This is a genomic window from Streptomyces platensis, from assembly GCF_008704855.1.
Lineage (GTDB): Bacteria > Actinomycetota > Actinomycetes > Streptomycetales > Streptomycetaceae > Streptomyces > Streptomyces platensis.
The window spans coordinates 3,432,777-3,458,009 of record NZ_CP023691.1; the positions used below are offsets into that span (position 1 = coordinate 3,432,777).

General features: G+C 72.3%; 20 protein-coding genes, 1 other RNA gene and 1 pseudogene. 6 read left to right on the forward strand and 16 right to left on the reverse strand.

The features are described from left to right. Window positions 1–263: 263 nt before the first annotated feature. The 3 genes from CP981_RS15025 to CP981_RS15035 all read right to left on the reverse strand — a co-directional run bounded on the left by CP981_RS15025 (window position 264) and on the right by CP981_RS15035 (window position 2,294). On the reverse strand, window positions 264–1,004 hold the full coding sequence (locus CP981_RS15025; RefSeq protein WP_085928294.1) for an anti-sigma factor family protein: 741 nt from the start codon (window positions 1,002–1,004) through the stop codon (window positions 264–266). Continuing rightward, the gene (locus CP981_RS15030) at window positions 1,001–1,540 is read right to left on the reverse strand and encodes a sigma-70 family RNA polymerase sigma factor (RefSeq protein ID WP_107070693.1); all 540 of its coding nucleotides are present in this window, start codon (window positions 1,538–1,540) and stop codon (window positions 1,001–1,003) included. The genes CP981_RS15025 and CP981_RS15030 overlap by 4 nt, the downstream gene beginning before the upstream one ends. 100 nt (window positions 1,541–1,640) lie before the next feature. After that, a complete protein-coding gene (locus CP981_RS15035) occupies window positions 1,641–2,294 on the reverse strand; it encodes a CGNR zinc finger domain-containing protein (protein ID WP_085928292.1) in 654 nt (217 codons plus the stop codon). 261 nt (window positions 2,295–2,555) lie between these two features. Here CP981_RS15035 and CP981_RS15040 point away from each other — a divergent pair, with 261 nt between their 5' ends. Continuing rightward, the gene (locus tag CP981_RS15040; RefSeq protein WP_085928291.1) at window positions 2,556–3,332 is read left to right on the forward strand and encodes a class I SAM-dependent methyltransferase; all 777 of its coding nucleotides are present in this window, start codon (window positions 2,556–2,558) and stop codon (window positions 3,330–3,332) included. Between the two features lie 175 nt (window positions 3,333–3,507). Here the strand turns inward: CP981_RS15040 and CP981_RS15045 are convergent, their stop codons facing one another. Both CP981_RS15045 and CP981_RS15050 read right to left on the reverse strand, forming a co-directional pair. Continuing rightward, window positions 3,508–4,704, reverse strand: a complete 1,197-nt coding sequence (locus tag CP981_RS15045; protein WP_085926716.1) for a uroporphyrinogen-III synthase — start codon at window positions 4,702–4,704, stop codon at window positions 3,508–3,510. A gap of 289 nt (window positions 4,705–4,993) precedes the next feature. After that, complete coding sequence (locus CP981_RS15050; protein WP_208852939.1) at window positions 4,994–6,427, reverse strand: nitrate/nitrite transporter; 1,434 nt, start codon at window positions 6,425–6,427, stop codon at window positions 4,994–4,996. A gap of 271 nt (window positions 6,428–6,698) precedes the next feature. Here CP981_RS15050 and CP981_RS15055 point away from each other — a divergent pair, with 271 nt between their 5' ends. Continuing rightward, window positions 6,699–7,526, forward strand: coding sequence for a helix-turn-helix domain-containing protein (locus tag CP981_RS15055; protein ID WP_244329659.1), 828 nt, complete (start codon window positions 6,699–6,701; stop codon window positions 7,524–7,526). Next, a complete protein-coding gene (locus CP981_RS15060; protein WP_085926714.1) occupies window positions 7,523–7,789 on the forward strand; it encodes a DUF397 domain-containing protein in 267 nt (88 codons plus the stop codon). Before CP981_RS15055 ends, CP981_RS15060 begins: the two co-directional genes overlap by 4 nt. Before the next feature lie 6 nt (window positions 7,790–7,795). Here the strand turns inward: CP981_RS15060 and CP981_RS39375 are convergent, their stop codons facing one another. Then, complete coding sequence (locus CP981_RS39375; RefSeq protein WP_341873677.1) at window positions 7,796–8,503, reverse strand: DUF4232 domain-containing protein; 708 nt, start codon at window positions 8,501–8,503, stop codon at window positions 7,796–7,798. After that, window positions 8,455–9,430 (reverse strand): annotated as a pseudogene (locus CP981_RS15070) (LysR family transcriptional regulator). The gene CP981_RS39375 and the pseudogene CP981_RS15070 overlap by 49 nt, the downstream one beginning before the upstream one ends. Window positions 9,431–9,551: 121 nt before the next feature. Between CP981_RS15070 and CP981_RS15075 the strand changes: the two are divergent. Next, window positions 9,552–10,853, forward strand: coding sequence for an MFS transporter (locus tag CP981_RS15075; RefSeq protein WP_085926721.1), 1,302 nt, complete (start codon window positions 9,552–9,554; stop codon window positions 10,851–10,853). 93 nt (window positions 10,854–10,946) lie between these two features. On the opposite strand, the gene ssrA is transcribed toward CP981_RS15075, so the two are convergent. From ssrA to ftsE, 5 genes are all read right to left on the reverse strand, one after another. Beyond that, window positions 10,947–11,316, reverse strand: a transfer-messenger RNA (tmRNA) gene (gene ssrA / locus CP981_RS15080). 124 nt (window positions 11,317–11,440) lie between these two features. Then, entirely contained in the window at window positions 11,441–11,938 is a 498-nt protein-coding gene (gene smpB / locus CP981_RS15085) for an SsrA-binding protein SmpB (RefSeq protein ID WP_085926712.1), read from the reverse strand. Window positions 11,939–11,956: 18 nt separating this feature from the next. After that, window positions 11,957–13,174 carry a S41 family peptidase gene (locus tag CP981_RS15090; protein WP_085926711.1) on the reverse strand — a complete coding sequence of 406 codons (1,218 nt, stop codon included), beginning with the start codon at window positions 13,172–13,174 and terminating at the stop codon, window positions 11,957–11,959. Between the two features lie 67 nt (window positions 13,175–13,241). Beyond that, window positions 13,242–14,153 carry a permease-like cell division protein FtsX gene (ftsX, locus tag CP981_RS15095; protein WP_085926710.1) on the reverse strand — a complete coding sequence of 304 codons (912 nt, stop codon included), beginning with the start codon at window positions 14,151–14,153 and terminating at the stop codon, window positions 13,242–13,244. Between the two features lie 32 nt (window positions 14,154–14,185). Beyond that, window positions 14,186–14,875 (reverse strand): cell division ATP-binding protein FtsE, encoded by a 690-nt coding sequence (gene ftsE / locus CP981_RS15100; protein ID WP_018091242.1) that lies wholly within the window; start codon window positions 14,873–14,875, stop codon window positions 14,186–14,188. Between the two features lie 250 nt (window positions 14,876–15,125). Here ftsE and CP981_RS15105 point away from each other — a divergent pair, with 250 nt between their 5' ends. Then, on the forward strand, window positions 15,126–15,320 hold the full coding sequence (locus CP981_RS15105) for a hypothetical protein (RefSeq protein WP_042155281.1): 195 nt from the start codon (window positions 15,126–15,128) through the stop codon (window positions 15,318–15,320). Between the two features lie 99 nt (window positions 15,321–15,419). On the opposite strand, the gene CP981_RS15110 is transcribed toward CP981_RS15105, so the two are convergent. From CP981_RS15110 to CP981_RS15125, 4 genes are all read right to left on the reverse strand, one after another. Beyond that, on the reverse strand, window positions 15,420–16,247 hold the full coding sequence (locus CP981_RS15110) for a hypothetical protein (RefSeq protein WP_085926709.1): 828 nt from the start codon (window positions 16,245–16,247) through the stop codon (window positions 15,420–15,422). 323 nt (window positions 16,248–16,570) lie between these two features. Further along, window positions 16,571–17,677 (reverse strand): peptide chain release factor 2, encoded by a 1,107-nt coding sequence (gene prfB / locus CP981_RS15115; protein ID WP_085926708.1) that lies wholly within the window; start codon window positions 17,675–17,677, stop codon window positions 16,571–16,573. Between the two features lie 156 nt (window positions 17,678–17,833). Further along, window positions 17,834–19,102, reverse strand: coding sequence for a serine/threonine-protein kinase (locus CP981_RS15120; RefSeq protein ID WP_085926707.1), 1,269 nt, complete (start codon window positions 19,100–19,102; stop codon window positions 17,834–17,836). 239 nt (window positions 19,103–19,341) lie between these two features. Continuing rightward, window positions 19,342–21,006, reverse strand: a complete 1,665-nt coding sequence (locus CP981_RS15125; protein ID WP_085926706.1) for a serine/threonine-protein kinase — start codon at window positions 21,004–21,006, stop codon at window positions 19,342–19,344. A 513-nt stretch (window positions 21,007–21,519) separates the two neighbouring features. On the opposite strand from CP981_RS15125, the gene CP981_RS15130 reads away from it, so the two are divergent. Continuing rightward, window positions 21,520–25,080, forward strand: a complete 3,561-nt coding sequence (locus tag CP981_RS15130; protein WP_085926705.1) for an FtsK/SpoIIIE domain-containing protein — start codon at window positions 21,520–21,522, stop codon at window positions 25,078–25,080. Window positions 25,081–25,233 lie beyond the last annotated feature (153 nt).

Below are 25,233 nucleotides of genomic sequence, written 5' to 3' on the forward strand. Positions count from 1 at the left end.
GGCCCCCTTCTGCTGTGCGTAGGGCAGCCGTCAACCGTACGCGAACCAGGCACGCTGCGCACCTGGTGAAAGGGACAAAAACGGGCGAGTTTGGTCGGATGTTGACTCAGACGGCTACGTCGGGTGTGCCCGGTCGGGGGTTTTGCCGTTCGGCGCCCTGGCGGTCCTTGCCCGGCGCCCCGTCCGGCGCCCCGCCCGGTGTCCGGCCGGGGCGCCGTTCCGGGCACCCCGGATTCTCAGGCATGGAGCGGCGGGGCCACTCCTCATGCCTTGATCGTGGCCAGCCGCTTGCCGTCCAGCGTGTTGATCTCGAAGTGGTCGATGTCGCCGCGGTTGAGGGCCGCGCCGCCCGACGCGTAGAGGGGCTCGCGGTTCCACTTCTCGGCGCCGCCCGGGATGCCGTAGCCGCCCTTGGGGACCGCCCAGGTGGTGATGGTCTGCCGCTTGCCGTCCTTGCCGACGGCGACCAGGTCGCAGCTCTTCGGCCCCTTGACGTTGGCGAGTTCCATGACGACCTGGGTGCCCCAGGGCCGGGCGGCCATGGAGACGCCCGCCGAGACCTTGGTCTCCGGGTCGACGGAGGTCACCTTCTCGCCCGCGGCGTACTGGGCCCGGACGGCGTTGGCCAGCGGCGGCGCCGGCTCCTTGTCGCCGCCGCCGGTGACGGAGACGGCGGCGAGCGGCCCGCCGACGATCAGCACGACGGCCGCGGCGACCAGGAACAGCCGCCGCCGGCCGCGGCTGCGACGGGTGGCGTCGACCTCGTCGAGCAGCCCGTCCAGCACCCGACGGCCGGGGACGGCCGTGATCGTCTCCGGGGTGGGGGCGGACTGCTTGAACTCGGCGAGCACCGGCGTCAGGGCCATCAGCTCCTCGAGTTCGGCCGCGCACCGGTCACAGCCGACGAGATGCCGCTCGAACCGGTCCGCGTCTGCGGCGTCCAGGACGCCCAGCACATAGGCGCCGACGTCGCTGTGCCGGTCCGGCTGCGTGGGCGGGATCACTCCGTCACTCCTCGTTCCTCGAGCGAGAGCTTCAGGGAGCGCAGCGCGTAGAACACCCGGGACCGCACGGTTCCGGCCGGCACGCGCAGCACCTCCGCTGCCTCATTGACCGTACGTTCCTTGAAGTACGTCTCGACGAGGGCCTCTCGGTGGGCCTGGCTCAGGTCGCTCAGCGCCTCGGAGATCGTCATCAGGCGCAGCGCCCGGTCGATCACATCGGCGGCGGGCATGGTCTCCAGCGGGGTCGCGTCGACCTCTTGGGGCCGTGCCTTGCGGCTGCGGTGCCCGTCGATCACGATCCGCCGTGCGACGGTCACCAGCCAGGGACGGATCGAGCCGGTCGCCCGCTGGAGCTGGTCGGCGTTGCGCCAGGCGCGCACCAGCGTCTCCTGCACCACGTCCTCGGCGCGATGCCGGTCGCCCGCCACCAGCCGCAGGACGAAGGCGAGAAGCGGGCCCGCGTGATCGTCATAGAGGGCTCGCATGAGCTCCTCTTCAGGTGTCGTCCTGTCTGCCACGACGGCATCCTTACGCACTCCAACTCCCGGGTCGATAGCCCAGATCGCCCAAGATCGACGGGGACCCTGCCATGAATCGGACTTGCGGTGAGGAGTACGGACGGGACGGACGGGGCGTTCAGCGGCCGGCGGAAAAATTTTCCGCGGCGGTGACGGGGCCCGTGACGGGGTCCGCGGCGGTGCCTGCGGACTCCTCCCTGCGCACCATCGTCCGCCGCCGGTGCCGGGCCACCCGCTCCCGGTTGCCGCACACTTCGCTGGAGCACCAACGGCGGCGCCGCCCCCGCGAGGTGTCCAGGTAGACCAGCGTGCAGCTCTCGCCCTCGCACTGCCGCAGCTGCCCGCGCGCCACCTCGTCGGTGAGCAGCCCGATCGCGTCCCGGGCCACCGCGGCCAGCAGTCCGGCGCACTCGGGCGGGCCGGTCAGGGCGCGGGCCAGGGTGCCGTCGGCGGCGCGTACCGCGCTGGGGGCGGGCGGCTGCCCGGCGGCGGCCGCGGAGTTGAGCAGCGCCAGATCGGCCCCGTCCGCCCCGCCCCGCAGCTCGTCGTGCACCACCCGGACCAGCAGCTCCCGCAGCGCACGGAAGCGGCCGAGCCAGCCGGTGTCGACGCCGTCCAGCGGGGTGCCGTGCGGTACCAGGCCCGCGCCGGTCAGCCAGGTCCGCAACTGGTCCGGGCCGGTGAGGCGTTCGGCGGGGGCGCCGTCGGCGGTGGCGGCCAGGTCCAGGCAGACCCGCCCGCAGTCGAACCGCAGATCGCAAGGCGCCGCCATGTTCCTGTCACTCCTTAGGGGCCGGACGTGTGTGCTCCCAGAGTGCCCGGCCCGCGGTCCGGCCGGAACCCTCCGGAGGCGGCCACTCCGCGCACCCGCGCCACGTAGACACCGTCAGTAGACTCTGCGTGTATACGCCTGATGTATAGTCCCCGGCACGCCCTCCGCAGGCCGCCCGCACCGGTCCGCCGCATGCTGAGGGCGTGTCCCGCACCACCTGCCCGGCCCCCGTACCTCAGCTCTTCCAGGACGAAGGTCTCCATGTCGCGCAAGTCCCTGCTCACGAACCGCGCCAGCCTCACCCACAAGGTCGGCTACGCGCTCCGCCACCCGGCCCGGATCACCCCGTACGTCAAACGCACCGCCCGCGACACCTGGCTGCGCCTCAAGCACCCCGACCACGTCGCGTACTACCGGGCGGTGATGGCCTCCGACACCGGCCGCAACCCGGAGGCCGCGGTCGGCAGCCGCAGCCATGAACGCTGGCTGGCGCTGGGCGAGATGCAGTTCGACTACCTGAGCGAGCACGGTCTGAAGCCCGGCCACCGGATGCTGGACATCGGCTGCGGCAATCTGCGCGCCGGCTGGCGCTTCATCGACTACCTGGACACCGGCAACTACTACGGCATCGACATCTCGCCGGACATCCTGATCGCCGCGAAGCAGACCCTGACCACCTACGAACTCCAGGACAAGCTGCCGCACCTGACGATCACGCAGGACCTGAAGCTGGAGTTCCTGCCGTCCGCCCACTTCGACGTCGTCCACGCACACAGCGTCTTCTCGCACTCACCGCTCGACGTCATCGACGAATGCCTCGCCCATGTCGGCCGGATCCTGGCCCCCGGCGGCTTCTTCGACTTCACCTTCGACCGCACCGAGGGCGCCGAACACCAGGTGCTGCGCGAGGACTTCTACTACCGGACCGAGACCCTGCTGGAGCTGGCCCGCAAGCACGGCCTGGAGGCCCGCTTCATGGACGACTGGGAGAAGCGCCCGCACGGCCAGTCCAAGATCCGGGTCAACAACCCGGCGTAGGGCGGGCTTCCGGCGCACGGAACACGACGCGCGGCGGACAGGTACGGGGCGCGCCGAGCCGATCCCGGCCGAACGGATCCCGGCGAACGGATCATGGCGAACCGGATCACGGGGAACCCGGCCCGCCCCGCCCCGCCCACGCCTCCGGACCGGCCCCGACCCCGACCCCGCCCCCTCACTCCCCGCCGTACTTGTCCGTCTCCGCATGCGGGTCCAACGACAGCCGGTAGCCGCGCTTGACGACCGTCTGGATCAGCTTGGGGGCACCCAGTGCCACCCGCAGCCGGGCCATCGCGGTCTCCACCGCATGCTCGTCCCGGCCCGCGCCCGGCAGCGCCCGCAGCAGATCCGCACGGGACACCACCCAGCCGGGACGACGGGCCAGCGCGCGCAGCAGCCCCATACCGGCCGGCGGCACCGGCCGCAGCACACCGTCCAGCACCACGGCGTGCCCCCGGATCTCCAGCCGCCGCCCGGCCACCCGCAACGGCCGCACCCGCCCCGGCAGTTCGCGGCACAGCAGCTGCACCAGCGGCCCCAGCCGGAAGCGCTCCGGCTGGAGCGTGGGCACGTCCTCCGCCTCCAGCGGCAGCGCGGTCACCGGCCCCACGCACACCGTCAGCACGTCCTGCCGCAGCGCCGCCAGCACCTCCGCACGGATCCCGCGCTCCCCGGCCCGGCGCAGCAGCGACGCGGCGGCCGGCGCACTGGTGAAGGTCACCGCGTCCAGCCCCCGCCCGGTCACCGCGTCCAGCAGCCGGTCGACCGGCCCGATGTCCTCCGGCGGCATCCAGCGGTACACCGGGACGCCGACGACCTCCGCACCGTCCGCCCGCAGCGCCTCCACGAACCCCGGCAGCGGCTCCCCGTGCAGCTGGAGGGCCACCCGGCGCCCGGCGACACCCTCCGCCAGCAGCCGGTCCAGCACCTCGGCCATCGACTCGGAGGCCGGTGACCACTTCTCGGTCAGCCCGGCGGCCCGGATGGCCCCCCGCACCTTCGGCCCGCGCGCCAGCAGCTCCACCCCGGCCAGCCGGTCCAGCAGCGCCTCCCCCAGGCCCCAGCCCTCCGCGGCCTCGATCCAGCCCCGGAAACCGATCGCCGTGGTGGCGATGACGATGTCCGGCGCGCGCTCGATCAGATCGCGGGTCACCGCCATCAGCTCGGTGTCATCGGGCAGCGGCACGATCCGCAGGGCGGGCGCGTGCAGCACCTGGGCACCGCGGCGTTCCAGCAGCGCGCCCAGCTCCTCCGCCCGCCGGGCCGCGGTCACCCCGACGGTGAACCCCTCCAGCGGCCGGACGGCCGGTTCCGCTCCCGCTTCCGGCGCCGTCCGCTCCGGTTCGCCGTGCTCCTGCTGCTGCTCGTACATGGTCGTCCCGCTCCGCCCAGAGAGGTGTGGTGCCTCGTGCTTCCCGTCCCGCCGCGGCTCGGGCGGCACGGAGTGCCAGGGCACCAGCGTGCCAACAGCACGTGACAGCCCCGGTCCTCCCATATTTCCCCGGGGTTACGACGCTCCGCACGCCCGGCCCGTACGACCGGGCGGATACAGGCCAGGCGAGGGAGCGCACGCCGGGCGAGCGCGGGGCCGGGCCACGGGCGGGCGCGGCGGCCGGAACGGCCCGCAGGCGTCCGCCGCGCCCGCGCCCTCCACCCTCCCGTCACACCTCCGCGTACACCGCGTGCCGCCGCTCCTCCGCCGAAGCCGCGGCCGCCGCCTCCGCCGTACGCGCCATACGCCGCGCACGAGCCGCCGGACGCAGGTATACGGTCCAGGTCACCGCGCCGCACACCACATAGCAGCCGAGGAACGCCACAAACGCCGGCGTTCCCGACCCTGCCACCAGGAACGACTGGCGAAAGGCGAGGTTGATGGCCAGCCCGCCGAGCGCGCCCACCGCCCCGATCAGCCCCATCGCCGCCCCGGACAGCCGCCGCCCGTAGGCCGCGGCCTCCTCCCCCACCAGCCCGCGCCGCACCGCCTGGGCCTGGAAGATCCCCGGGATCATCTTGTACGTGGAGCCGTTGCCCAGCCCCGTCAGTACGAACAGCGCGATGAATCCGACGAGAAAGACGGCCAGCGACCGCACCGCCGACGCATAGATGACGACCCCGGTGGCCAGCCCCATCGCCACGAAGTTCCCCAGCGTGATCCGGGCGCCGCCGAACCGGTCCGCCAGCCGCCCGCCGACCGGCCGGATCAGCGACCCCAGCAGCGGCCCGATGAAGGTCAGCGACGCCGCCTGGAGGGGCGTGCGCGCGAACTGGTTCTGGAGCACCAGGCCGAAGGCGAAGCTGTAGCCGATGAACGATCCGAAGGTGCCGAGGTAGAGCAGCGACATCACCCAGGTGTGTGGCTCCCGGGCGGCGTCGAGGGCCGCCCCGGTGTCGTTCGTGACCGGCGCCAGGTTGTCCATGAACAGCGCCGCACACACTGCCGCGACCACGATCAGCGGCACATAAACGGCCAGCACGATCCGCGGATGCGCCGCGCCCGCGGTGCCGATCACCAGCAGCCCCAGCAGCTGGATCACCGGCACCCCGATGTTCCCGCCCCCGGCGTTCATCCCCAGTGCCCACCCCTTCTTCCGCAGCGGATAGAAGGAGTTGATGTTGGTCATCGACGAGGCGAAGTTCCCGCCGCCGACCCCCGCCAACGCCGCGACCAGCAGAAACGTCGTATACGAGGTGCCCGGCTCCAGCACCACCGCGGCCACCGACGTCGGCACCAGCAGCATCGCGGCACTGATCACCGTCCAGTTGCGCCCGCCGAACCGCGCCACCGCGAAGGTGTACGGCACCCGCAGCACCCCGCCCACCACCGTCGGCATCGCCACCAGGAAGAACTTCTCGGCCGGCGCGATCCCGTACTCGGGCCCCATGAACAGCACCATCACCGACCACAGGCTCCACACCGAGAACCCGATGTGCTCGGAGAGCACCGAGAACACCAGATTCCGCCGCGCGATCCGCTCCCCCGTCCCCCGCCAGAAGCCCTCGTCCTCCGGATCCCAGCGCTCGATCCACCGGCCGCCCCTCCTCGGCCGCCGGGCCTCAGGGCTCTCGTTACGGGTCTCTGCTGCCGCGGCCGTCATCGCGCCTCCCAGGGGGTCGTGTCCTGTTCACCGACGCTAGGGAGGCCGGATTTCGATGCCCGTGCCGCCCGGTGACACGGACGAAACCTTGCGCTCACCGGGCGCGACGGCGGCGGGTGAGGCGGCCCGGCCGCCCGTGCGGGGGTGATCCGCGCATTCCCCGGCAACGGTCGCGCTGCGTAACTATGCTGCCGCGCCAGGCAACCCGTACTCCTGGTGAGTACGGGCCCACACACGGTCACCGGCACCCGACCAGGGGGAGTGGAAGGCCATGCAGCCGCCAAAGAAGCCCAAGAACCGGCACTCCGCAGCAATGGAAATCATCGGCGCCCAGTTGGCGATGTACCGCATCAAGGCCGGCTACACCCAGCGCGGCCTCAGCGAAGTCTCCACCGCCTCCGAGGAGACCATCGCCTCCGTCGAACAGGGCAGGCGCGCCCTGATGCCGCACCTGGCCGCCGAGTTCGACCACATCCTGGATACGGGCGGGGCGCTGGCGGTCGGGGTGGCCAAGCTTCCGCCGAAGGAGAAGTACCCGATCTGGGCGGAGGAGTTCATCGCGTACGAGAAGGAGGCTGTGGCGCTGTCCGGGTACGAGAACCAAGTCCTTCCGGGCTTGGTACAAACGGGGCCGTACGCCCGCGCGACATTCCACAACGACGTTCCATCCCTGAGCAAGGAGACCATCGAGCGCCGCATCGAGGGCCGACTCGAACGCCAAGGACTCCTGCACCGCGACGTACCCGTGATTGCCAGCTTCATCATCTCGGAGGCCGTCCTCAGAGATCATCTCGGCGGCCGTGAGGTCATGCGGGAACAGCTGCGGCATCTGCGGACATGCGCCGAACTCCCCGGTGTGGCAATCCAGGTCATGCCATTCGGCAACACCAGCCATGCCGGTCTCTCCGGGCCGTTCGTGCTGCTGGAGACCTCCGACCACCAGCACTTCGCCTACTCCGAGACGCAAATCGGCAGCCACCTCATCTCCGACCCGGACAAGGTCAGCAGCCTCACCCAGAAATATGGAATGCTGCGAATGCAGGCCCTCAACGCTGAAAAGACCATGGGTCTGCTGGACCGGCTGCTAGGAGAGCAATGACCGACCTGATGTGGTTCAAGTCCAGCTACAGCAGCGAACAAGGCGGCAACTGCCTAGAAGTCGCCTACGACTGGCACAAGTCCACCCACAGCGGCGACGAAGGCGGCGCCTGCCTAGAGATCGCCGCCCACCCCGCCGCCGTCCACGTCCGCGACTCCAAGGACCCGCAGGGCCCGCACCTCGACTTCCCGCCGGGGGCCTGGGCCGCGTTCACCTCGTTCGCGGCACGTACCACCGTCGCCGCCGCCGCAACGGCCCCGTAACCAGGGCTATTCGGCCGCTTCGCGCGGCGGGTCCATCCAGATCGTGTCGGCGCAGATGTTCATCCGCAGGCGCTTGCCCTTCTCGTCCCGGGCCACGACCGCCCGGCCCCCGGCCTTGTCGTGCGGCGCGGACACCACGGCGGTGTCATTGGTGACGGCCACGGGTTCGTTCAGCAGCGAGCCCTTGGGGCAGTCCCGGTAGCGCAGACCGGCCGTGACCTTGCCGCCGCGCCGCAGGTCTATCGGCAGGGCCCGGCCGTGCCCCCGGGCGTCGGACTGCGGCCCCTTGCCGAGATGGACCGCGAAGGCCGGGAAGCCGCTGAACACACACGGGTCCGTGCCCTTGTTGACGACGGACAGCCGGGCCTGGCGCTGCGCGGCGTGCGGCTTCTTCTTGAGGACAGTGACCTTCCAGCCGAGGCCCTTGGTGGTGCAGTTGGCGTGCAGTGCCGCCATCCGCGGGGAGCCACAGCCGGTCAGGGCCAGGCCCGCCGTGACGGTTAAGGTCAGCGCGGCCGCGGCCGCCCCGAGAAGTGAACGCCGTCGCACGGCCGCTCCTCCTGTTCGTTCCACGGACGATTTCCTGCCGTTAAGGAAAGGTTTTCCCGCTCCCGCGGTTGCCTGTGCATGGCTACTTTCTGCGTACGCGGCACAGCGCCGGTCCGTCACCCGTCCACGCCCATCGCCCGCGCGTCCGCCTCCGGGAGCCACCATGCGGCCCCGGGCGGCGCCAGCCAGGCGTGCCGCTGCCCCAAGTCCCGTGCGGCAGCGCGCAACGCGTCCAGCCCCGGATGCCGCAGCCCGCGCCGCCACACCATGGACACCGGCGAGAGCGGTACGGGCTCGACGAGCGGCCGCAGCACCATCCCCGGCACGTCCATGAACTCCACACTCGCCAGCACCGACCCCCCCCCGCTTGCGCACCACCCGGACGAACTCCTGCGAGCCCTCGATCTCCGGGAACGGCGCGGCCGTCGCGATCTGGCGCCCCGCGAACAGCCGCTCGGCCAGGTCCGTCCACTCCACGGTCTGCGGATTCCCGGCGGCCGCGTAGAGCGTCTCGCCGGCCAGCTCCGCGAGCGGGACGGCGGGCCGGGCGGCCAGCGGATGGTCATCGCGCAGCAGGACCGCCATCGGCTCCAGCCGGACCGGCTGCTGGTCGAGTCCGGCGCGTACGTCGGCGGGCAGCGCCGCGTACCGGCCGAAGGAGACATCGAGCCGCCCGGCCGCCATCTCGGCCGCCGCCCCCGTCAGCCCACTGTGGAAACGGGCCACCAGCTCACAGTCGTCCGGCACCCGGCCCCTGGCCGCCTCCAGCACCCCGTGGGCGGTACCGATCGGCACACTCACATCGACCAGCAGCGGCCGCTCGGGCACGGAGCGGAAGGCCGCGGCCAGCTCGTCCTGCGCGGTCAACACCCGCCGCGCGTACGGCAGCAGCCGCTCCCCGTCCGCCGTCAGCGCGACCCGGCGGGTGCTCCGTACGAACAGCGTGGCGCCCAACTCCCGCTCCAGCCGCCGGATATCGCGGCTCAGCGCCTGCTGGGCAACGTACAGACGGGCGGCGGCCCGGGTGAAGTGCAGCTCCTCGGCGACGGCGGTGAACGCGCGCAGCAGTCGCGGATCGATGTCGTACGGCATCGGTCCATCCTGGCAGGATCAGCGGCGCCGACCCCCTCCACCCCATTCACAACCCAGCCGCGTAAATGGGCGCTGACCAGGTGTTGGACGGACGGGGACCGTGGCGGCGACCGTAGAGAACATGATCCTCTTCCTCGCCGCCCGCCCGGTCACTGCCCCGCCCGTACGCCCGATCCCGCGCCGCCGCCGCGCTCGCTTCCGTCCGCCCGCACGCCTCCGCCCGCTCGCGCCCTACCGGCGGATCTTCGCCGTCCCCGGCACCCGCGCCTTCACGGCCGCCAACCTGCTGGCCCGGCTGCCCATGGGGATGCTCAGCATCAGCGCGGTCCTGATGATCGCCGGCTCGCGCGGCTCCTACGCGCTCGCCGGGGCGGTCACCGCGACCGGACTGGCGGCGACGGCGCTCGCCGGCCCCTGGACCGCCCGGCTGATCGACCGCTACGGCCAGTCCCGCATCGCGGTCCCGGCCACCGCCCTCGCCACCCTCGGCTCCCTCTCCCTCCTCCTCTGCGTCCACTACGGCGCACCCGACTGGACCCTCTTCGCCTCGTACGCCGCCACCGCGACCACCCCCAACACCGGCGGCATGTCCCGCGCCCGCTGGGCACACCTCTTCCGCGACGACCCGGCCGCCCGGCACACCGCCAACTCCTTCGAACAGGCCGCGGACGAGCTGTGTTTCCTGCTCGGACCGCTGCTCGCCACCCTGCTGTGCACCACCCTCTTCCCGGAGGCGGGCACGGCGGTGGCCGCGGCACTACTGCTCACCGGAGTGCTGCTCTTCGCGGCCCAGCGCCGCACCGAACCCCCGGCCGCCGCCCGCACCGGAGGCCACACCCCCACCCGCTCTCCCCTCCGCCTCCCCGGCCTCCCGCCCCTCCTCCTCACCTTCCTCTGCACCGGCGCGATCTTCGGCTCCCTGGAGGTGGTCACCCTCGCCTACGCCGACGCCCACGGCATCCGCTCCGCCGGAGGCGCCCTGCTGGCCCTCCAGGCGGCCGGGTCCGGCGCGGCCGGACTGCTCTACGGGCTGCTGCGGCCGACGGCCCGCCCCGGCCGCCGCTTCGTCCGCTGCCTCGCCGCCATGGCGTCCCTGATGCTGCTCCCGCTCGTCGCCGCCTCGACCGGAAGCCCGGCGGCACTGGCCGCCGCGCTCCTCCTGGCCGGTATGGCGACCGCGCCGACCATGGTCACCGGCATGGGTCTCGTCCAGTCGCGGACGCCGCCGGGTCAGCTGAACGAGGGCATGACCCTCGCCGTGACCGCCCTGCTCGCCGGTATCGCGGCCGGCTCGGCGTCCGGTGGCTGGGCCGTCGACCACCTGCCCGGTCCGGGCGCGGCCTACGGCGTACCCGCGGCGGCGGCCGCCCTCGCCCTGACGATCACCCTGCTCACGGGCCGCCGCCGCCCGCACCGCCCGTGAAACGACTCAGGCCCCGCTGTCCTCACGGACAGACGGGGCCTGGGCCTACATGGGATGACGGGGTCCGGGGGGCATGCCCCCCGGCTCTCCGTATGGTGGAGATGGCGGGAATCGAACCCGCGTCCAACGGTGCGGAATCAGGGCTTCTCCGAGTGCAGTTCGCTACGATTTTCTCGGCCCCGGAGATCACGCGAACAAGTCTCCGACGGGCCCAGTCACTGTTTAATTTCCTTCTGCACCCCGTGACCGGGTCCAGAAGTTTAGTTCCCTAGCTGATGCCAGGATCCGGGTCGGGAACACCCCCGGGCTGACACTTCGCAAGTCGTTACTTAGGCAACGAGGGCGAAGGAATCGCGCTTGGTATCGGCGATTATTGGTTGCGACATATGGTTAACGAGATCATTGCCGCTTCCTCGACTCGCTTCCCCTGCTTCGACATCCGCTGTCGAAACCGATCATCCCCATGTTGATTTATCAAGGTGGTACCCACACCCCTCGTGGGGTGTGCAGCCATCGTACGGGAACAACGCCCGCGGGTGCCAGCGTATTCCCCGGCAGGCCCACCGGGACCGGCCCATCAGGGCAGATCAGGCCCGCTGCCGCCGCCGGGCCGCCGAGATCGCCCGGTCGGTCTCACGGCGGTCCTGCTGCTCGCGGAGCGTCTGCCGCTTGTCGTACTCCTTCTTGCCCTTGGCCAGCGCGATCTCGACCTTGGCCCGGCCGTCCTTGAAATAGAGGGCGAGCGGCACGATCGTGTGGCCCGACTCCTGGCTCTTGGACTCCAGCTTGTCGATCTCGACGCGGTGCATCAGCAGCTTCCGCTTGCGCCGCGCGCTGTGGTTCGTCCAGGTCCCCTGGGCGTATTCCGGAATATGTACGTTGTGCAGCCAGGCCTCGTTGTTGTCGATCTGGACGAAACCGTCCACCAGCGACGCCCGGCCCTGCCGCAGCGACTTCACCTCGGTGCCGGACAGCACCAGACCACACTCGTAGGTGTCCAGAATGTGGTAGTCGTGCCGCGCCTTCTTGTGCTGCGCCACGAGCTTGCGCCCGGGATCCTTGTCCTTGCCCTTGTCCTTAGCCATAGTGCGGCCATTTTCGCACTAAGACCCGCCCCCGAGGCCACTCAATACCGTGCGGGCCCGTTTCTCGGCCCCGCCCCCCACGACCAGGTCGGGCGTAAGGCCGGACTCGTCGACGGTCCGGCCCGACGGGGTGCGGTAGTGGCCGACGGTCAGCTCGGCGACCGAGCCGTCCGGGAGCTCGCTGGGCATCTGCACCGCGCCCTTGCCGAAGGTCGGGGAGCCGACCAGCACCGCCCGGCCACGGTCCTGGAGGGCGCCGGCCAGCATCTCGGCGGCGCTCATCGTGCCCCCGTCGACGAGGACGACCAGTGGAAGGTCCGTATTCCCGCCGCGCTTCGCATACAGGGCGCGCTGCTCGCCGCGGACGTCGTAGGTCGCGACCAGGCCGCCGTCCAGGAAGGCGGAGGCGGTGGCGACGGCCTCGGTGACCAGGCCGCCGGTGTTGCCCCGCAGGTCGAGCAGCAGACCGTCGTCCGTCGAGGCCTCGCGCACCGCACGGCGGACCGCGGCGCCGGTGCCCTTGGTGAACGCGGCGACCTTGACGCGGGCCGGACCGTGGCCGCCGGCGGGCCGGTCGACGACGACATTGCGGGTTCTGAGCCGGGTGCGGTGCAGGGTCTCGGTCCAGCGGCGGTCGCCGCGCTGGAGGTCCAGGGTCACCGGGCTGCCGGCCACGGCGGAACCATGGGCGCCACCGGAGGCGGCACCGCGCAGCCGGGCGACGACCTCGGTGACCGGGGCGTGCCGGGTGCTGCGGCCGTCGACGGCGCGCAGCCGGTCGCCCACCGCGATACCGGCCCGTGCGGCGGGACTGCCGGGCTGGACCCGGGACACCGCGATCCGGCCGCCGTCCGCCGGCCGCACCCAGAGCCCGACGCCGACATAGCCGCCGCCCAACTGCTCCTGGAAATCCTCGTACTCGCCCGGGGTATAGATCGTCGACCAGCGGTCGCCACTGCGGCTGACGACCTCGGCGGCGGCCTGTGCACCGGACTTGCCGTCCTCGACGGCGTCGGAGGCGGCCCGCTCGACGGCGGCGCGGTCCGCGAGGGCGGACTCGCGGGTGTGCGCTCCGGAGGACATCCGGTCCGGGTCGGTGCGCCCGGCGCCGCCCTCCGCCGCATCGCTCCAGGTCCCCGTCACCACACCGGTGGCGAGCACGCTCGCGAGGAACAACGTCAGGGCCGCCCCGCGGCGAATGCGGCGGGGCCGGTCGTACGAACACGGGCCCGACATGCCGGTGAGTCTAGGGGACAAAAGGGCGCCGTACGGCAAGTTGCCGTACGGCGCCCCTTGGCAAAGCTCACACCTTGAGGTACTTGCGCAACGCGAAGAACGCGGCGAGCGCAGGCATCAGCAGCCCGATCAGAAGGACCAGCGGGAGGACCGTCACCACCGAGTCCCAGCCGATGAAGTTGATCACCTGGATCTTCTTCGCCAGCCAGTTGTTGACGAGGACGTACTTGCCGCCGACGATCAACACGCAGGCGAAGGCGGCGCCGAGCAGGCCCGCGATGGCCGCCTCCAGGATGAACGGCATCTGGATATAGAAGCTGGACGCTCCCACCAGCCGCATGATCCCGGTCTCCCGCCGCCTGCTGAACGCCGACACCCGCACGGTGTTGACGATCAGCATCAGCGCAACGACCAGCATCAGCCCCATCACGACCAGCGCCGCGATATTCATACCGTTCAGGAGGTTGAACAGCGGCTCAACGGTGTCCCGTTGGTCCTGCACCTCCATGACGCCGGGCCGCTCGGAGAACGCCGACTTGATGACCGTGAACTTGGTGGGGTCCTTGAGCTTGACGCGGTAGGACTCCGGAAGCTGGTCGGGCGTCACCAGCCCGGCGACGGGGGTGTCCCCGAACTGCTCCTTGTAGTGCTTGTAGGCCTGGTCGCTCGACTCGTACGTCACCTTCTGCACGATCGGCAGCCGGCCGAGCTCGGCCTTGATGTCGTCCTTCTGCTGCTGGGTGGCCGCACCCTTGGCGCAGTTGGCACCGCTGTCGGCGTCGTTCTTGTTGCAGAAGAAGATGGAGACGTTGACCTTGTCGTACCAGTAGCCCTTCATGGTGCTGACCTGGTCGCGCATCAGCAGCGAGGCGCCGAACAGACCGAGCGAGAGGGCTACGGAGACGATGACGGCGAACGTCATCGTGAGGTTTCGGCGGAGACCGACGCCGATCTCCGACAGGACGAACTGGGCGCGCATGGCGTCCTTTCAGTACTGGGGGCCGTACACGCTTAGTGCTGGTAGCCGTACACGCCGCGCGACTGGTCGCGTACGAGCCGGCCCTTTTCGAGTTCCATGACCCGCTTGCGCATCTGGTCGACGATCTGCTGGTCGTGGGTGGCCATGACCACCGTCGTACCGGTCCGGTTGATCCGGTCCAGCAGCTTCATGATGCCGACCGAGGTCTGCGGGTCGAGGTTGCCGGTGGGCTCGTCCGCGATGAGCAGCATCGGGCGGTTGACGAACGCCCGCGCGATGGCGACGCGCTGCTGCTCACCACCGGAGAGCTCGCCCGGCATACGGTCCTCTTTGCCGCCGAGGCCGACGAGTTCGAGGACCTCGGGAACCGTCTTGCGGATCTGGCCGCGCGGCTTGCCGATGACCTCCAGGGCGAAGGCGACGTTCTCCCCCACGGTCTTGTTGGGGAGCAGCCGGAAGTCCTGGAAGACCGTCCCCACCTGGCGCCGCATCTGCGGAACCTTCCAGTTGGAGAGCTTGCCGAGGTCCTTGCCCAGAACGTGCACGTGGCCATGGCTGGCCCGCTCCTCCCGCAGCAGCAGCCGCAGGAAGGTGGACTTGCCGGAGCCCGAGGAGCCCACCAGGAAGACGAACTCGCCGCGCTCGATCTCGAGCGAGACGTCCCTGAGTGCAGGGCGGTTCTGCTTCGGGTAGGTCTTGGAGACGTTGTCGAATCGGATCACTGATGCACCACGGTCGACCTGGATAGGGGCACGGGTTGCCGAGTTGCGGCTCCCGTCGGTGTGCGTGACCATACGCGAACCTCGCTGGACGGCGCAGTCGCCGTAGGCGGTTGGTGCGTTTATTCACGGCACCTACGGGACAAAAGGCGCACAATCCCGCGGGACGCGCCGTTCCGGCGACGAGCTGGCACAGTGGAGGGGGGAACCAATGCGCCTTCCGGCGCGTTGGTGCAGTGGAGAAGGAGGTCGCATGACGTACGACCGACTGGTGTGCGCCAATTGCGCGGCCCCTGTGAGCGAGGGCCGCTGCCCCGTGTGCCGGGCCAGCAGGGAACGGCTCCAGCAGCAAGCGGGTGGACTGTTCGCCCAGCTCAGCCCCGCGATGCTGGTGGCGCTGATGATCCTGCTGATCGCCGTGGGCCTACTGCTCCACCAGGCCGTCTGAGGCCGACAGCAACTTCCTCGGCGGACGCGGGAGCGCGGACGCCGAGGGGCCCGGGACGCGAGCGCGTCCCGGGCCCCTCCAGCTGTGACGTGCGGGCGATCAGGCCGCCGCGGCGCCGCCGCCGTTCTTGTTGATCAGGCGGGGCAGCATACGGAAGCCCACACCACCCGCGATCATCGTGGCCGCACCGATGAGCAGGACGGTGGTGCCGGAGGAACCGGTCTCCGCCAGCTCGCCGCCCTTGGCCTGCTGCTTGGCCTGGCCGGGGGTGTCAGCGATCTGCTCCTTGCCCTGGCCGGGCTGCTCGATCGGCTTGGAACCCTCGTTGTCCGGGCCGGTGCCGTCGGTGTCACCGATGGAGCTGCCGTCGCCGGTGCCGCCGGAGTTACCGGTGCTGCCGGAGTTGCCGGTGCCGCCGGAGTTCTGGTCACCGGTGGTGCCGCTGGTGCCGTTGCCGCCGGAGTTACCGGTGCCGCCGGAGTTCTGGTCACCGGTGGTGCCGGTGCTGCCGTCCGTCGAGCCGCCGTCGGTGGTGCCACCGTCAGTGGTGCCGCCATCGGTGGTGCCACCGTCAGTGGTGCCGCCGTCGGTCGTACCACCGTCAGTGGTGCCACCGGAGCTGTCCTCACCGCCGATGCCACCGGAGTCCTGCTCGCCGATCTCGCCGCCGGAGCTGTCGTCGCCGCCGACCTGACCGGCGGTCTCGCCACCGTCGGTGCCACCGGTGGTCTCGTCACCGCCGGTGCCACCGGAGTCGCCGCCGCCGATGATCCCGCCGATAATGCCGCCGATGATCCCGCCGTCCTGGCCCGGGGTCTCACCCGGGCTGGCCGCGGAAGCAGCGCCGGCGGCGGTGAGCGACGCACCGGCCGCAATCACCGCACCGGCCGCAATGCGCGCTACGCGCAGCCGCGTCTTCTTCGTCATGTACTGCTACCCCCAGTAGCTGAACTCGTCATTGGAGCACCGCTGTACGGGGCGACGAGCCGATGCCCGGGGTACGCGAGTGTCAGCTCCGCGCCGTGGGGCGATCCGCCCCCATCCCCGTTACTGCACGCGCCCCAGACATACGCATGCCGCGCTCAGCCTTCCCAGTTCCGTGACTATCGTCAAGGTCGATTAAAGGCCGGATGCCCGAATTACCAAGTGTTGGGCGGTACATGGACATACGACTGTGACCAAACCCCCACAGCAAAAACAACTACCTCCCCGGGGGAGGTAGTTGTTTCGCCTTCAGACGGGGTGCCCCGTTACTTCTCCTGCTGCTTGCGCCAGCGGATTCCGGCCTCCAGGAAGCCGTCGATGTCGCCGTCCAGCACACCGGTGGGGTTGCCGACCTCGAACTCGGTCCGCAGGTCCTTGACCATCTGGTACGGGTGCAGGACGTACGAACGCATCTGGTTGCCCCAGGAATTGCCGCCGTCGCCCTTGAGCGCGTCCATCTTGGCCTGCTCCTCCTGGCGGCGGCGCTCAAGGAGCTTGGCCTGGAGGACGTTCATCGCGGTCGCCTTGTTCTGGATCTGCGAGCGCTCGTTCTGACAGGAGACGACGATGCCGGTGGGGATGTGCGTCAGCCGGACCGCGGAGTCGGTGGTGTTGACGCCCTGGCCGCCGGGGCCGGACGAACGGTAGACGTCCACCCGCAGCTCGGACTCGTCGATCTCGATGTGGTCGGTCTGCTCGACCACGGGCAGCACCTCGACACCGGCGAACGACGTCTGGCGGCGGCCCTGGTTGTCGAACGGCGAGATGCGCACCAGGCGGTGCGTGCCCTGCTCGACGGAGAGCGTGCCGTAGGCGTACGGGACCTTGATGGCGAAGGTGGTCGACTTGATGCCGGCCTCTTCCGCGTACGAGGTCTCGTAGAGCTCGGTCTTGTAGCCGTGCCGCTCGGCCCAGCGCAGATACATCCGCTGGAGCTTCTCGGCGAAGTCGGCGGCGTCGACGCCACCGGCCTCGGCGCGGATGTTGACGACCGCCTCACGGGAGTCGTACTCGCCGGACAGGAGGGTGCGGACCTCCAGCTCGTCGACCGCCTTGCGGACGGCGGTCAGCTCGTCCTCGGCCTCGGCCCGGGCATCCTCGTCGCCCTCGGCCTCGGCGAGCTCGAAGAGCACCTCGAGGTCGTCGACCCGGCCGCGCAGGTCCTCGGCCTTGCGCAGCTGGCCCTGGAGGTAGGACAGCCGGCTGGTGATCTTCTGTGCGTTCTCCGGGTCGTCCCACAGGGACGGCGCCGCGGCCTGCTCCTCGAGCACGGCGACATCGGCCCTCATCTTGTCGAGGTCCAGGACGGCCTCGATCGACCCCATGGTCGAGGAGAGGGACTTCAGCTCTTCGGATACATCGACGACTGCCACGCACCCAGCCTAACGGCTGCCACCGTCAGCGTGACCCGGCCCCGGCAGGCCGGATCCGCCCGGAGCCCACCCATCCGGGCCCACGGCGGCCCGGATGCCGGTCGCCGCGCCGGTCACCGCCGGGGCCCGGCACGGCCGCCGCGGGCCCGGGGAGTGTTACGGAGTGTCGGGTTCCGACTGGTGGACGCCCGGTGTGGCGCCGTCCGGCTCGTCGTCACCCGAGGCCAGCCAGCCGCCCAGACCGGCCGCCACCAGCGCCGCGGCGGCCGCCGCGCCCAGCCTGATCCGGCGGCGGCGCACCGCCTCCGGCGCCGCACGGTGCCGGGCCGAGCCCGCCCGGCGCTCACCGGCGGCGCGCGGGGCCCGGGCGGTGCCGTGCGCCCCGCCCGCCAGCTCGTCCGGGCCGGGGACCCGCATGCTGGTGTGCGTGTCCCGGTTGGAGTCGGGGACCGCGCCCTGGACCAACGGGACCGCGCCGCGCGGCGGGGTGGCCTCGGCCGGTGCCGCCGACGGGTAGTACGCCTCCTCGCGGGAGCCGGGGCCCTCCTGCTCGCCCTCCGGCTCCTCGTCGTCCGGCTCGTCGATGTCCAGCGGCGGCATGCCCGCCAGACCGGGCAGCAGCTCACGCAGCCGGGCGGCCAGCTCCGGGGCGCGCAGCCGGGACGCCGGCGCCTTGGCCAGGCACTGGAGCAGCAGCTGCCACAGCTCGTCGGGGATACCGGGCAGCGGCGCCACGCTCTCGGTCACATGGCGGCGCAGCACCGCGCCGGGGTGGCCACCCCCGAAGGGCGTGAATCCGGCAAGCAGCTCGTACAGGACGGTCGCCAGCGCGTAGACGTCCACGGAGGCCCGCGGCGGCAGGCCCTCGATGATCTCCGGGGCGAGGTAGTCGGGGGTGCCGATGACCTTGGTCGCCTTGGTCCGGCGCGGGGAGTCGACGAGCCGGGCGATACCGAAGTCGGTGAGCAGCGCGGGGTGCGCGCCACCGGGGCCGAGCGGGCCCTGCATGTTCAGCAGGACGTTCTCGGGCTTGACGTCGCGGTGCACGATCCGGGCGGCGTGCGCGGCGGCCAGCCCGTCGGCCACATCGGCGGCGATCGCGACGGCGGCCTCCGGGGCCAGCCGGCGTTCGCGCTCCAGACGGGTCCGCAGATCGGTGCCCCGTACGAGCTCCATGACCAGCGCCAGGTCATTGCCGTCGACGACGAGATCGCGGACACCGACGACATGGGGATGGTCCAGACCCAGCAGGGCCGCCCGCTCCTGTACGAAGCGGCCGACGAGCTCCTGGTCGGACGCGAGCTCCTCACGCAACAGCTTGATGGCCACGGCCCCTTCGGGACCCTCGCCCAGCCATACCGTGCCGGCACTGCCGCGCCCCAGGATCTGGTGGGCGGTGTACCGGCTGCCGATCTTCCGTGCCAAGACTGCTCCGACGTGTCGGGCCCCCGAGCGTCCTGCGGGGGCTGAGGTTGGCGTCAAAGCTACGCGGGTGCCAGGGGGTTCAATGCCCCGGACGGTGGCAACCTTCACTTCTGTGAGCGAAATTCTCCGCCGGAAGTCGACAAATCCACTGAGTGGGTCTTACGGCGCGTCCGCGGACCCGCACCGTCCACAACAGCGCGCCGCCCGCGGGCTCCAAGGAGCGCGCGGGCGGCGAACGGTCAGCGGCCGATTTTCTCGACGAACCGCTGCACTTCGTTGAAGACGTGCCCGACCTGCGAGAAGAAACCCCGGGTCGTGCCGATCCACTCCTGGAGCGGGGTCAGCTCCCAGATGAGCCAGGCCGCCACGAACAGGAGTATCAGCGTGAACAGACAGCCCTTGAGACAGCCCAGGCCCGGGATCTTCATCGGGTTGGCGCTGCGCTGACGGGGCTCGCGCCGGGGCCTCGGCTCCGGCGCGGGCGGCCGCTGCGGCTCGTAGCGCTGCGGCGGCGGCTCCCGGCGCCGCTGCGGGGCCGGCGGCTGCTGCTGAGGTGCCTGCTGGGCGTACGGCACCGGAGCGGGCTGCTGCCGGTACTGGGGCTGCTGCGGGCGCTGCGGCGGCTGCTGCGGGGCGGCCTGCCGCTGCGGACGGCGGCGCAGCGGGTCCTCGCTGGGGTCCAGGTACTGCACCTGGGTCTGGTCGTTGCGGTCACGGGCGGCGCGCAGCTGGGACTCCCACGGGTGGGGCCCCTCGGGCTCCTGCGGTCCGCCGGCCGGAGCGCCCATGGGCATCGGCGGCATCGCCCGCGTCGGATCGCCCTGCGCACCGGAGCCGCCCGGTCCGCCCGGGCCGCCAGTTGAGGGCAGCACGCTGGTCGCCGCGGCCGGGTCGTACGAACCGGCGCCCGACGGGAGCACCTGGGTGGGGTCGGCGTCGCCGCCGCCGGCCTGGCCGTCGGCGCCCGTCCCGGGGACCGTGGCGGGCGCGGGGTCGGGGGCGAGCAGCGCGGCCACACCGAGCGCCGCCTCGGCCTCGGCGGGCCGGGCGTGCACTCCGATACCGGCCGCGACGGTGCGCAGCGCCCGGGCGAGGTTCTCGGCACTGGGCCGCTCCTCGGGCCGCTTGCGCAGACAGCGCTCGATCACCGTCCACAACGGCTCGGGGAGCGAGCCGGGGCGCTGCGGCTCCTCGCTGAGGTGGCGGTGCAGCACCTCCAGCGCGGTCGACCCGGCGAACGGCGGACGGCCGGTGACCAGCTCGTACAGCAGGATGCCGGCGCCGTAGATGTCCACGGCGGAGGTCTGCGGGCGGCCCTCGGCGGACTCCGGCGCCACATAGGCGGGGGTGCCGACGAATTCGTGGGTGCGGGTCAGGCCCGGGGAGTCGGCGAGGCGGGCGATGCCGAAGTCGGTCAGCATCGGGTGCATCTCGCCGCTGCCGTCCGACCCGGCGAGCAGGACGTTGGCGGGCTTGAGGTCGCGGTGCACCACACCGTCGGCATGGCTGGCGGCCAGCGCGTCGGCGATCTGGGCGGTGAGCAGCGCGGCGGCCACCGGGCTGAGGGCGCCGTTCTCGCGCAGATAACGGTGCAGGTCGGGGCCGTCGACCAGGTCCATGACCAGGGCGAGCAGATCGCCCTCGACGACGAGGTCGCGGGTGCGGACGATGTTGGGGTGGGTCAGGCGCAGCAGGACGGAGCGCTCCCGCAGGAAGCGCATCACCACGTCCGCGTCGTGCGCCAGCTCCTCCTTGAGGACCTTGATCGCGACCGTCTCACCGGGCTCTCCTGCCACGGCGGCCTCGGCGCCCGCCGTCTCCCGCTGGCGGGCACGCCAGACGGTGCCCGTGGCGCCGCGTCCCAGCGGCTCCTCGAGCAGGTACTTGCTGCCTACCGGCCGCACGTCATGCGCTCCCTGGTCGTGGTGAATCCCTTGCCCGGCCCGCTGTGTCAGCTGATCATCTCCGCGCGGCCCGTCCGACCCACTGTAGTGCCGTCGCACAATCTTTTCGGTCCGGCGGCCCAGGCTGGGCTTGTGGGAAAGACGCGGGTTCGGGACGGATGGTTGCCTGCTGCCCCCGGGAGGGCCGTCCGCCGCCCCGGACGGTGCGGACGGTGCCCGCGCGCGGTCCGGCCGGAGACCTTCCGAGCTGACCACGGCGGTCGAAATCCGGCCGGGCACGGCGCGCAAGCAGGCACTTTTTCGCCCTTAGAAGACCAATCAAGATCACTGAACGGCGGTCGGCGGGCGCGTTGTCAGTGGCAGGTGACAGGATGCATCCAGCACGATGCGGTGGGGGCGCGCGGCCCTTGTCGCGACGTGCACTTGGGACTTGTACGTGCCGACGTGCTCGGGTGCGGTGGGGGAGCGAGCAGGCCCCCTGCCGGACCTCGGCAGAAGGGACCGTTGACGGCGATGCAGATCCGGCTGACCGTCCTCGGGCCGCGCAGCGGCCACACCACCCGGGCCTGCGATGTGCTGGTCACGGCCCCTTCCGGGACCGCGCTGGCGGCCGTGGCCGGCTCGCTCGCCGCCTCCGTGGCGGGCTCGGGTGCGGATGTCGGCGGTGCGGGCGGCGGCAGCGGCCCCGCCGTCCTGTACGCCGGGTCCGAACGGCTCGATCCGCAGCGCGCGGCCATCGGCGAGCCCCCGCTGATCGACGGCGCGGTGCTCTCCGTCCAGAGCCCGGGCCCCGCTCCCGCACACGGCCTGCCGCACGGCTCCGCGCGGCTCCGCGTCGTCTCCGGGCCCGATGCCGGCGGCGTGCATCTGCTGCACGGCGGCCAGATCCGCATCGGCCGCTCCGCCGACGCCGACGTCCCCCTGGACGACCCCGATGTCTCACGGCTGCACTGCACCGTGACCGTCGAACCGGACGGCTCGGTCTCCGTCGCCGACCTCCGCTCCACCAACGGCACCGTCGTGGACGGCACCGACCTCGACGAACACCCCGCCCCCCTGCCCCCCGGCGCCCTCCTGCGCCTCGGCGAATCGGCCCTCCGCCTCCAGTCCGCGCCGGACGCGCCGGACCCTGCCCTCCCGACCACACCGGACGGTGAGGGGCATTTGCGGATCACCCCGGGGGCCGCGGGAGCGGTCGCGGGAGGACGGGCGCAGGAGTACGGGGCGGCTGGTCCGCACGGGGCCACTGCGGCCGTGGGTGGGGCCTATGCGGGGGCGGGAGCGGGGGCGTATGGCGGGGCCGGGGCGCATGCCGGGGCCGGAGCGTACGAGCGGGTGACGGGCGGGGCGGCTGCTTCGGCTGGAGGTTCCGCGGCCGGGCAGGTAGCGGGCGGGTCCGCACACGCACCGGGAGCCGCGCAGACACGGGGCGGGGCCTCATATCCACCGGCCGGATACCCCCACTCACCGGCCGCGGCCTCGCAGCCGCCGGCCGCGCCGGGCCGCCGGGACACGCCCCTGCGCGGCACCCCGGCCGGTTACGGCAACCCGGCGGCATACGGCGCACCGGCCCCCGGCCCCGACGGCTCCCGCCCTGCCGCCGTCGCCCCGTACCCGGACACCTCCACCGGCCATGTCTACGACCGCACCACCGATGGTGGCAGCCCGTCAGCCGGCTGGGGACCCGGCGTCCGGGAGCCGGCCGGCGGCTTCCCGGCCACCGGCCATCAGCGGACGCACGGCGGGCAGCAGTCTTTGGCACCGGCCGACGAAGGCCCCCGTAAGGGCGGGCGGCGCGGCGGTATCGGAGCCTGGGCGCGACGGCTGGCGAGCGGCCGGCCCGCCCTGGAACGGCCGGACGAGGGCCGTCCGCCGGCGTACGAACCGGCCGGTGACCCCACGGCCGCCGACGCGGACGCCCTGGACGCCCCGAGCCCGGAGGCGCTCGCCGGGCCCGCCGCCGAGGAACGCTGGCCGGACGCCGCCGCGATCCTGCTCACCGCGCTGGGCCCGGGGCCGCGGCTCTGGGAGCGCGGCCCGGACCACCCCGACACACTGACCGTCCGGCTGGGTACGGCCGCCCGCAGCGGCGGCCGTACCGCCCTGCCGGTCACCGTCGAGCTGCGCCGGGCGGGTTCCCTCGGCCTCGCCGGACCGCGGGCGCGGCTGACCGGACTGGCCCGCTGCGCCCTCGCTCAGCTCGCCGCCCTGCACTCCCCCGGCACCCTCGACATCGTGCTGATCAGCACGGACCGGGCGCGTCCGGCCGAGGAGCGGGTGGCGGACTGGTCCTGGCTCGGCTGGCTGCCGCAGGTCCGCCCGGAGCGCGGCCAGGACTGCCGGCTGCTGCTCGCGTACGACGCGGATCAGGCCCTGGCGCGCACGTCCGAACTGGTGCGCCGGCTCGACGACAGCCCCCTGGGCCCCGGCTGGGCCGACGCCGAGCGGGCGGAGATCACCGCCGCCGCGGCCCGCCACCGGGGCCCGTTCACCCTCGTGGTCGTGGACGGCGACCCCGGCACCTCCGCGCTGCGCGAGACCACCGCCCGGCTCGCCGCGGGCGGGGCGGCGGCCGGCATTCATCTGCTGTGCCTGGCCGAGACCCCGGCCTCCTCCCCCGCCTTCCCACTGTCGGCGACGTACGAAGCGGCCCGGACGGCTTCGCCCGCCTTCGGGGAGTGCGGGGCGGTCGCGGTGCTCAGCGGCGATGTCGCCACGGCGCTGCGCGTCGTCCAGCCGGGCTCGGGGCCCAACGGCACCGTCGCGACGGTGGACGCGGTCTCCGGCGCCTGGGCCGAACGCTTCGCCCGGGCGCTGGCGCCACTGCGCGAGACCGACGCGACGGCCTCGGCGGCCGGGGGCGGTGCGGCGGTGCGGGTGGCCGTCCCGCTGCCCGACTCGGCGCGCCTGCTGGACGAGTTGGGGCTGGCCCGCGCCACCCCGGCGTCCCTGATGGCCCGTTGGGCCGCCGCCCTGGACACCGACCGGCCCGGCGCCGCCGCGGTCCTCGGCGCCGGCCCGCACGGCCCGCTGTGCGCCGATCTCGCCGCCGACGGCTCACACCTCCTCCTGGAGGGCGCGGCCGCCACCGGCAAGACGGAATTGCTGCGTTCGCTGGCCGCCTCACTGGCCGCCGCCGACCGGCCGGATCTGCTGTCGATGGTGCTGGTGGACGGCGGCGGCAGCGAACGCGGCGAGGGCCTGCGGGTGTGTACGGACCTGCCGCATGTCACGACGCATCTCGCCGCCTCGGACCCGGTCCGGATGCGGGAGTTCGCCCAGGCCCTGTCCTCGGAACTGAAGCGCCGCGCGGAGATACTCGCCGGCACCCCGTTCACCGAATGGCGCAGCAAACACCTGCCCGCACCGCGCATTGTCGCCCCACGACGCTCCACCGAGGGCGGTCACGGAGAGCAGGAACAAATTACTCTCCGTAATCGTTGCCGTAACAAGGAGGAAGAAGGCGGCACCCCGGCGGACCCGTCAACGACCGGCACCCTACGACTGCGCCCCCGCGGCGGAGCCCCCACCCAGGACCCCGCACCCGAGCCTGCGGTACCGATGCCCCGACTCTTCGTGCTGGTCGACGACTTCGACGCCCTGGTCGCCCCGGCCCTGGGCAGCACGGGCCGCCCGGCCGCCGGGTCCGTGGTGCGCGCCCTGGAGTCGGTGGCCCGGGACGGCGCGGCGCTCGGCGTGCACCTGATAGCCGCGACCGGCCACCCGGACCGCACGGCGGAGACCGCGACCAGCGAACGGGCCGATCTACGCGTCCAGTTGGGCGCCGCCACCGATGCGTCCGAGCCGGTACCCACGGGCCGCGGACGGCTGTACCGCGCGGCGGACGGCTCCTCGACGCCGTTCCAGGCGGGCCGCGTCACGGGCCGCATACCCCGTACATCCACCCTCCGGCCGACGGTCGTCCCGCTGGAGTGGCAGCGGATGGGCGACCCGCCGGCCCGGCGCCCGCTGCGCGAGCTGGGCAACGGCCCGACGGACCTGGCCCTGCTCGCCAGCGCACTACAGCGAGCCGCCCAGTCCTCGGGCGCGGCGGCCACCCCGCCGCTGCTGTGAGTCGCGGACGTGCGGTGAGACGTGGACGTGCTGGGAGGCGCGGACGTGCAGTGCGACGCGGAGGTGCTGGGAGGTACGCACGTGCCGTGAGACGCGGACGTGCTTGAGACGCCTACGCCGCCCATAACAGCCGCGTCACGAAAGGCCGGTTGA

Coding starts and splice junctions, on each gene's coding strand:
- CP981_RS15035 (WP_085928292.1), bottom strand. CDS start 2,294: ATGGCGGCGCCTTGCGATCTGCGGTTCGACTGCGGGCGGGTCTGCCTG.
- CP981_RS15040 (WP_085928291.1), top strand. CDS start 2,556: ATGTCGCGCAAGTCCCTGCTCACGAACCGCGCCAGCCTCACCCACAAG.
- CP981_RS15045 (WP_085926716.1), bottom strand. CDS start 4,704: ATGTACGAGCAGCAGCAGGAGCACGGCGAACCGGAGCGGACGGCGCCG.
- CP981_RS15050 (WP_208852939.1), bottom strand. CDS start 6,427: ATGACGGCCGCGGCAGCAGAGACCCGTAACGAGAGCCCTGAGGCCCGG.
- CP981_RS15055 (WP_244329659.1), top strand. CDS start 6,699: ATGCAGCCGCCAAAGAAGCCCAAGAACCGGCACTCCGCAGCAATGGAA.
- CP981_RS15060 (WP_085926714.1), top strand. CDS start 7,523: ATGACCGACCTGATGTGGTTCAAGTCCAGCTACAGCAGCGAACAAGGC.
- CP981_RS39375 (WP_341873677.1), bottom strand. CDS start 8,503: ATGGTGGCTCCCGGAGGCGGACGCGCGGGCGATGGGCGTGGACGGGTG.
- CP981_RS15075 (WP_085926721.1), top strand. CDS start 9,552: ATGATCCTCTTCCTCGCCGCCCGCCCGGTCACTGCCCCGCCCGTACGC.
- smpB (WP_085926712.1), bottom strand. CDS start 11,938: ATGGCTAAGGACAAGGGCAAGGACAAGGATCCCGGGCGCAAGCTCGTG.
- CP981_RS15090 (WP_085926711.1), bottom strand. CDS start 13,174: ATGTCGGGCCCGTGTTCGTACGACCGGCCCCGCCGCATTCGCCGCGGG.
- ftsX (WP_085926710.1), bottom strand. CDS start 14,153: ATGCGCGCCCAGTTCGTCCTGTCGGAGATCGGCGTCGGTCTCCGCCGA.
- CP981_RS15105 (WP_042155281.1), top strand. CDS start 15,126: ATGACGTACGACCGACTGGTGTGCGCCAATTGCGCGGCCCCTGTGAGC.
- CP981_RS15110 (WP_085926709.1), bottom strand. CDS start 16,247: ATGACGAAGAAGACGCGGCTGCGCGTAGCGCGCATTGCGGCCGGTGCG.
- CP981_RS15130 (WP_085926705.1), top strand. CDS start 21,520: ATGCAGATCCGGCTGACCGTCCTCGGGCCGCGCAGCGGCCACACCACC.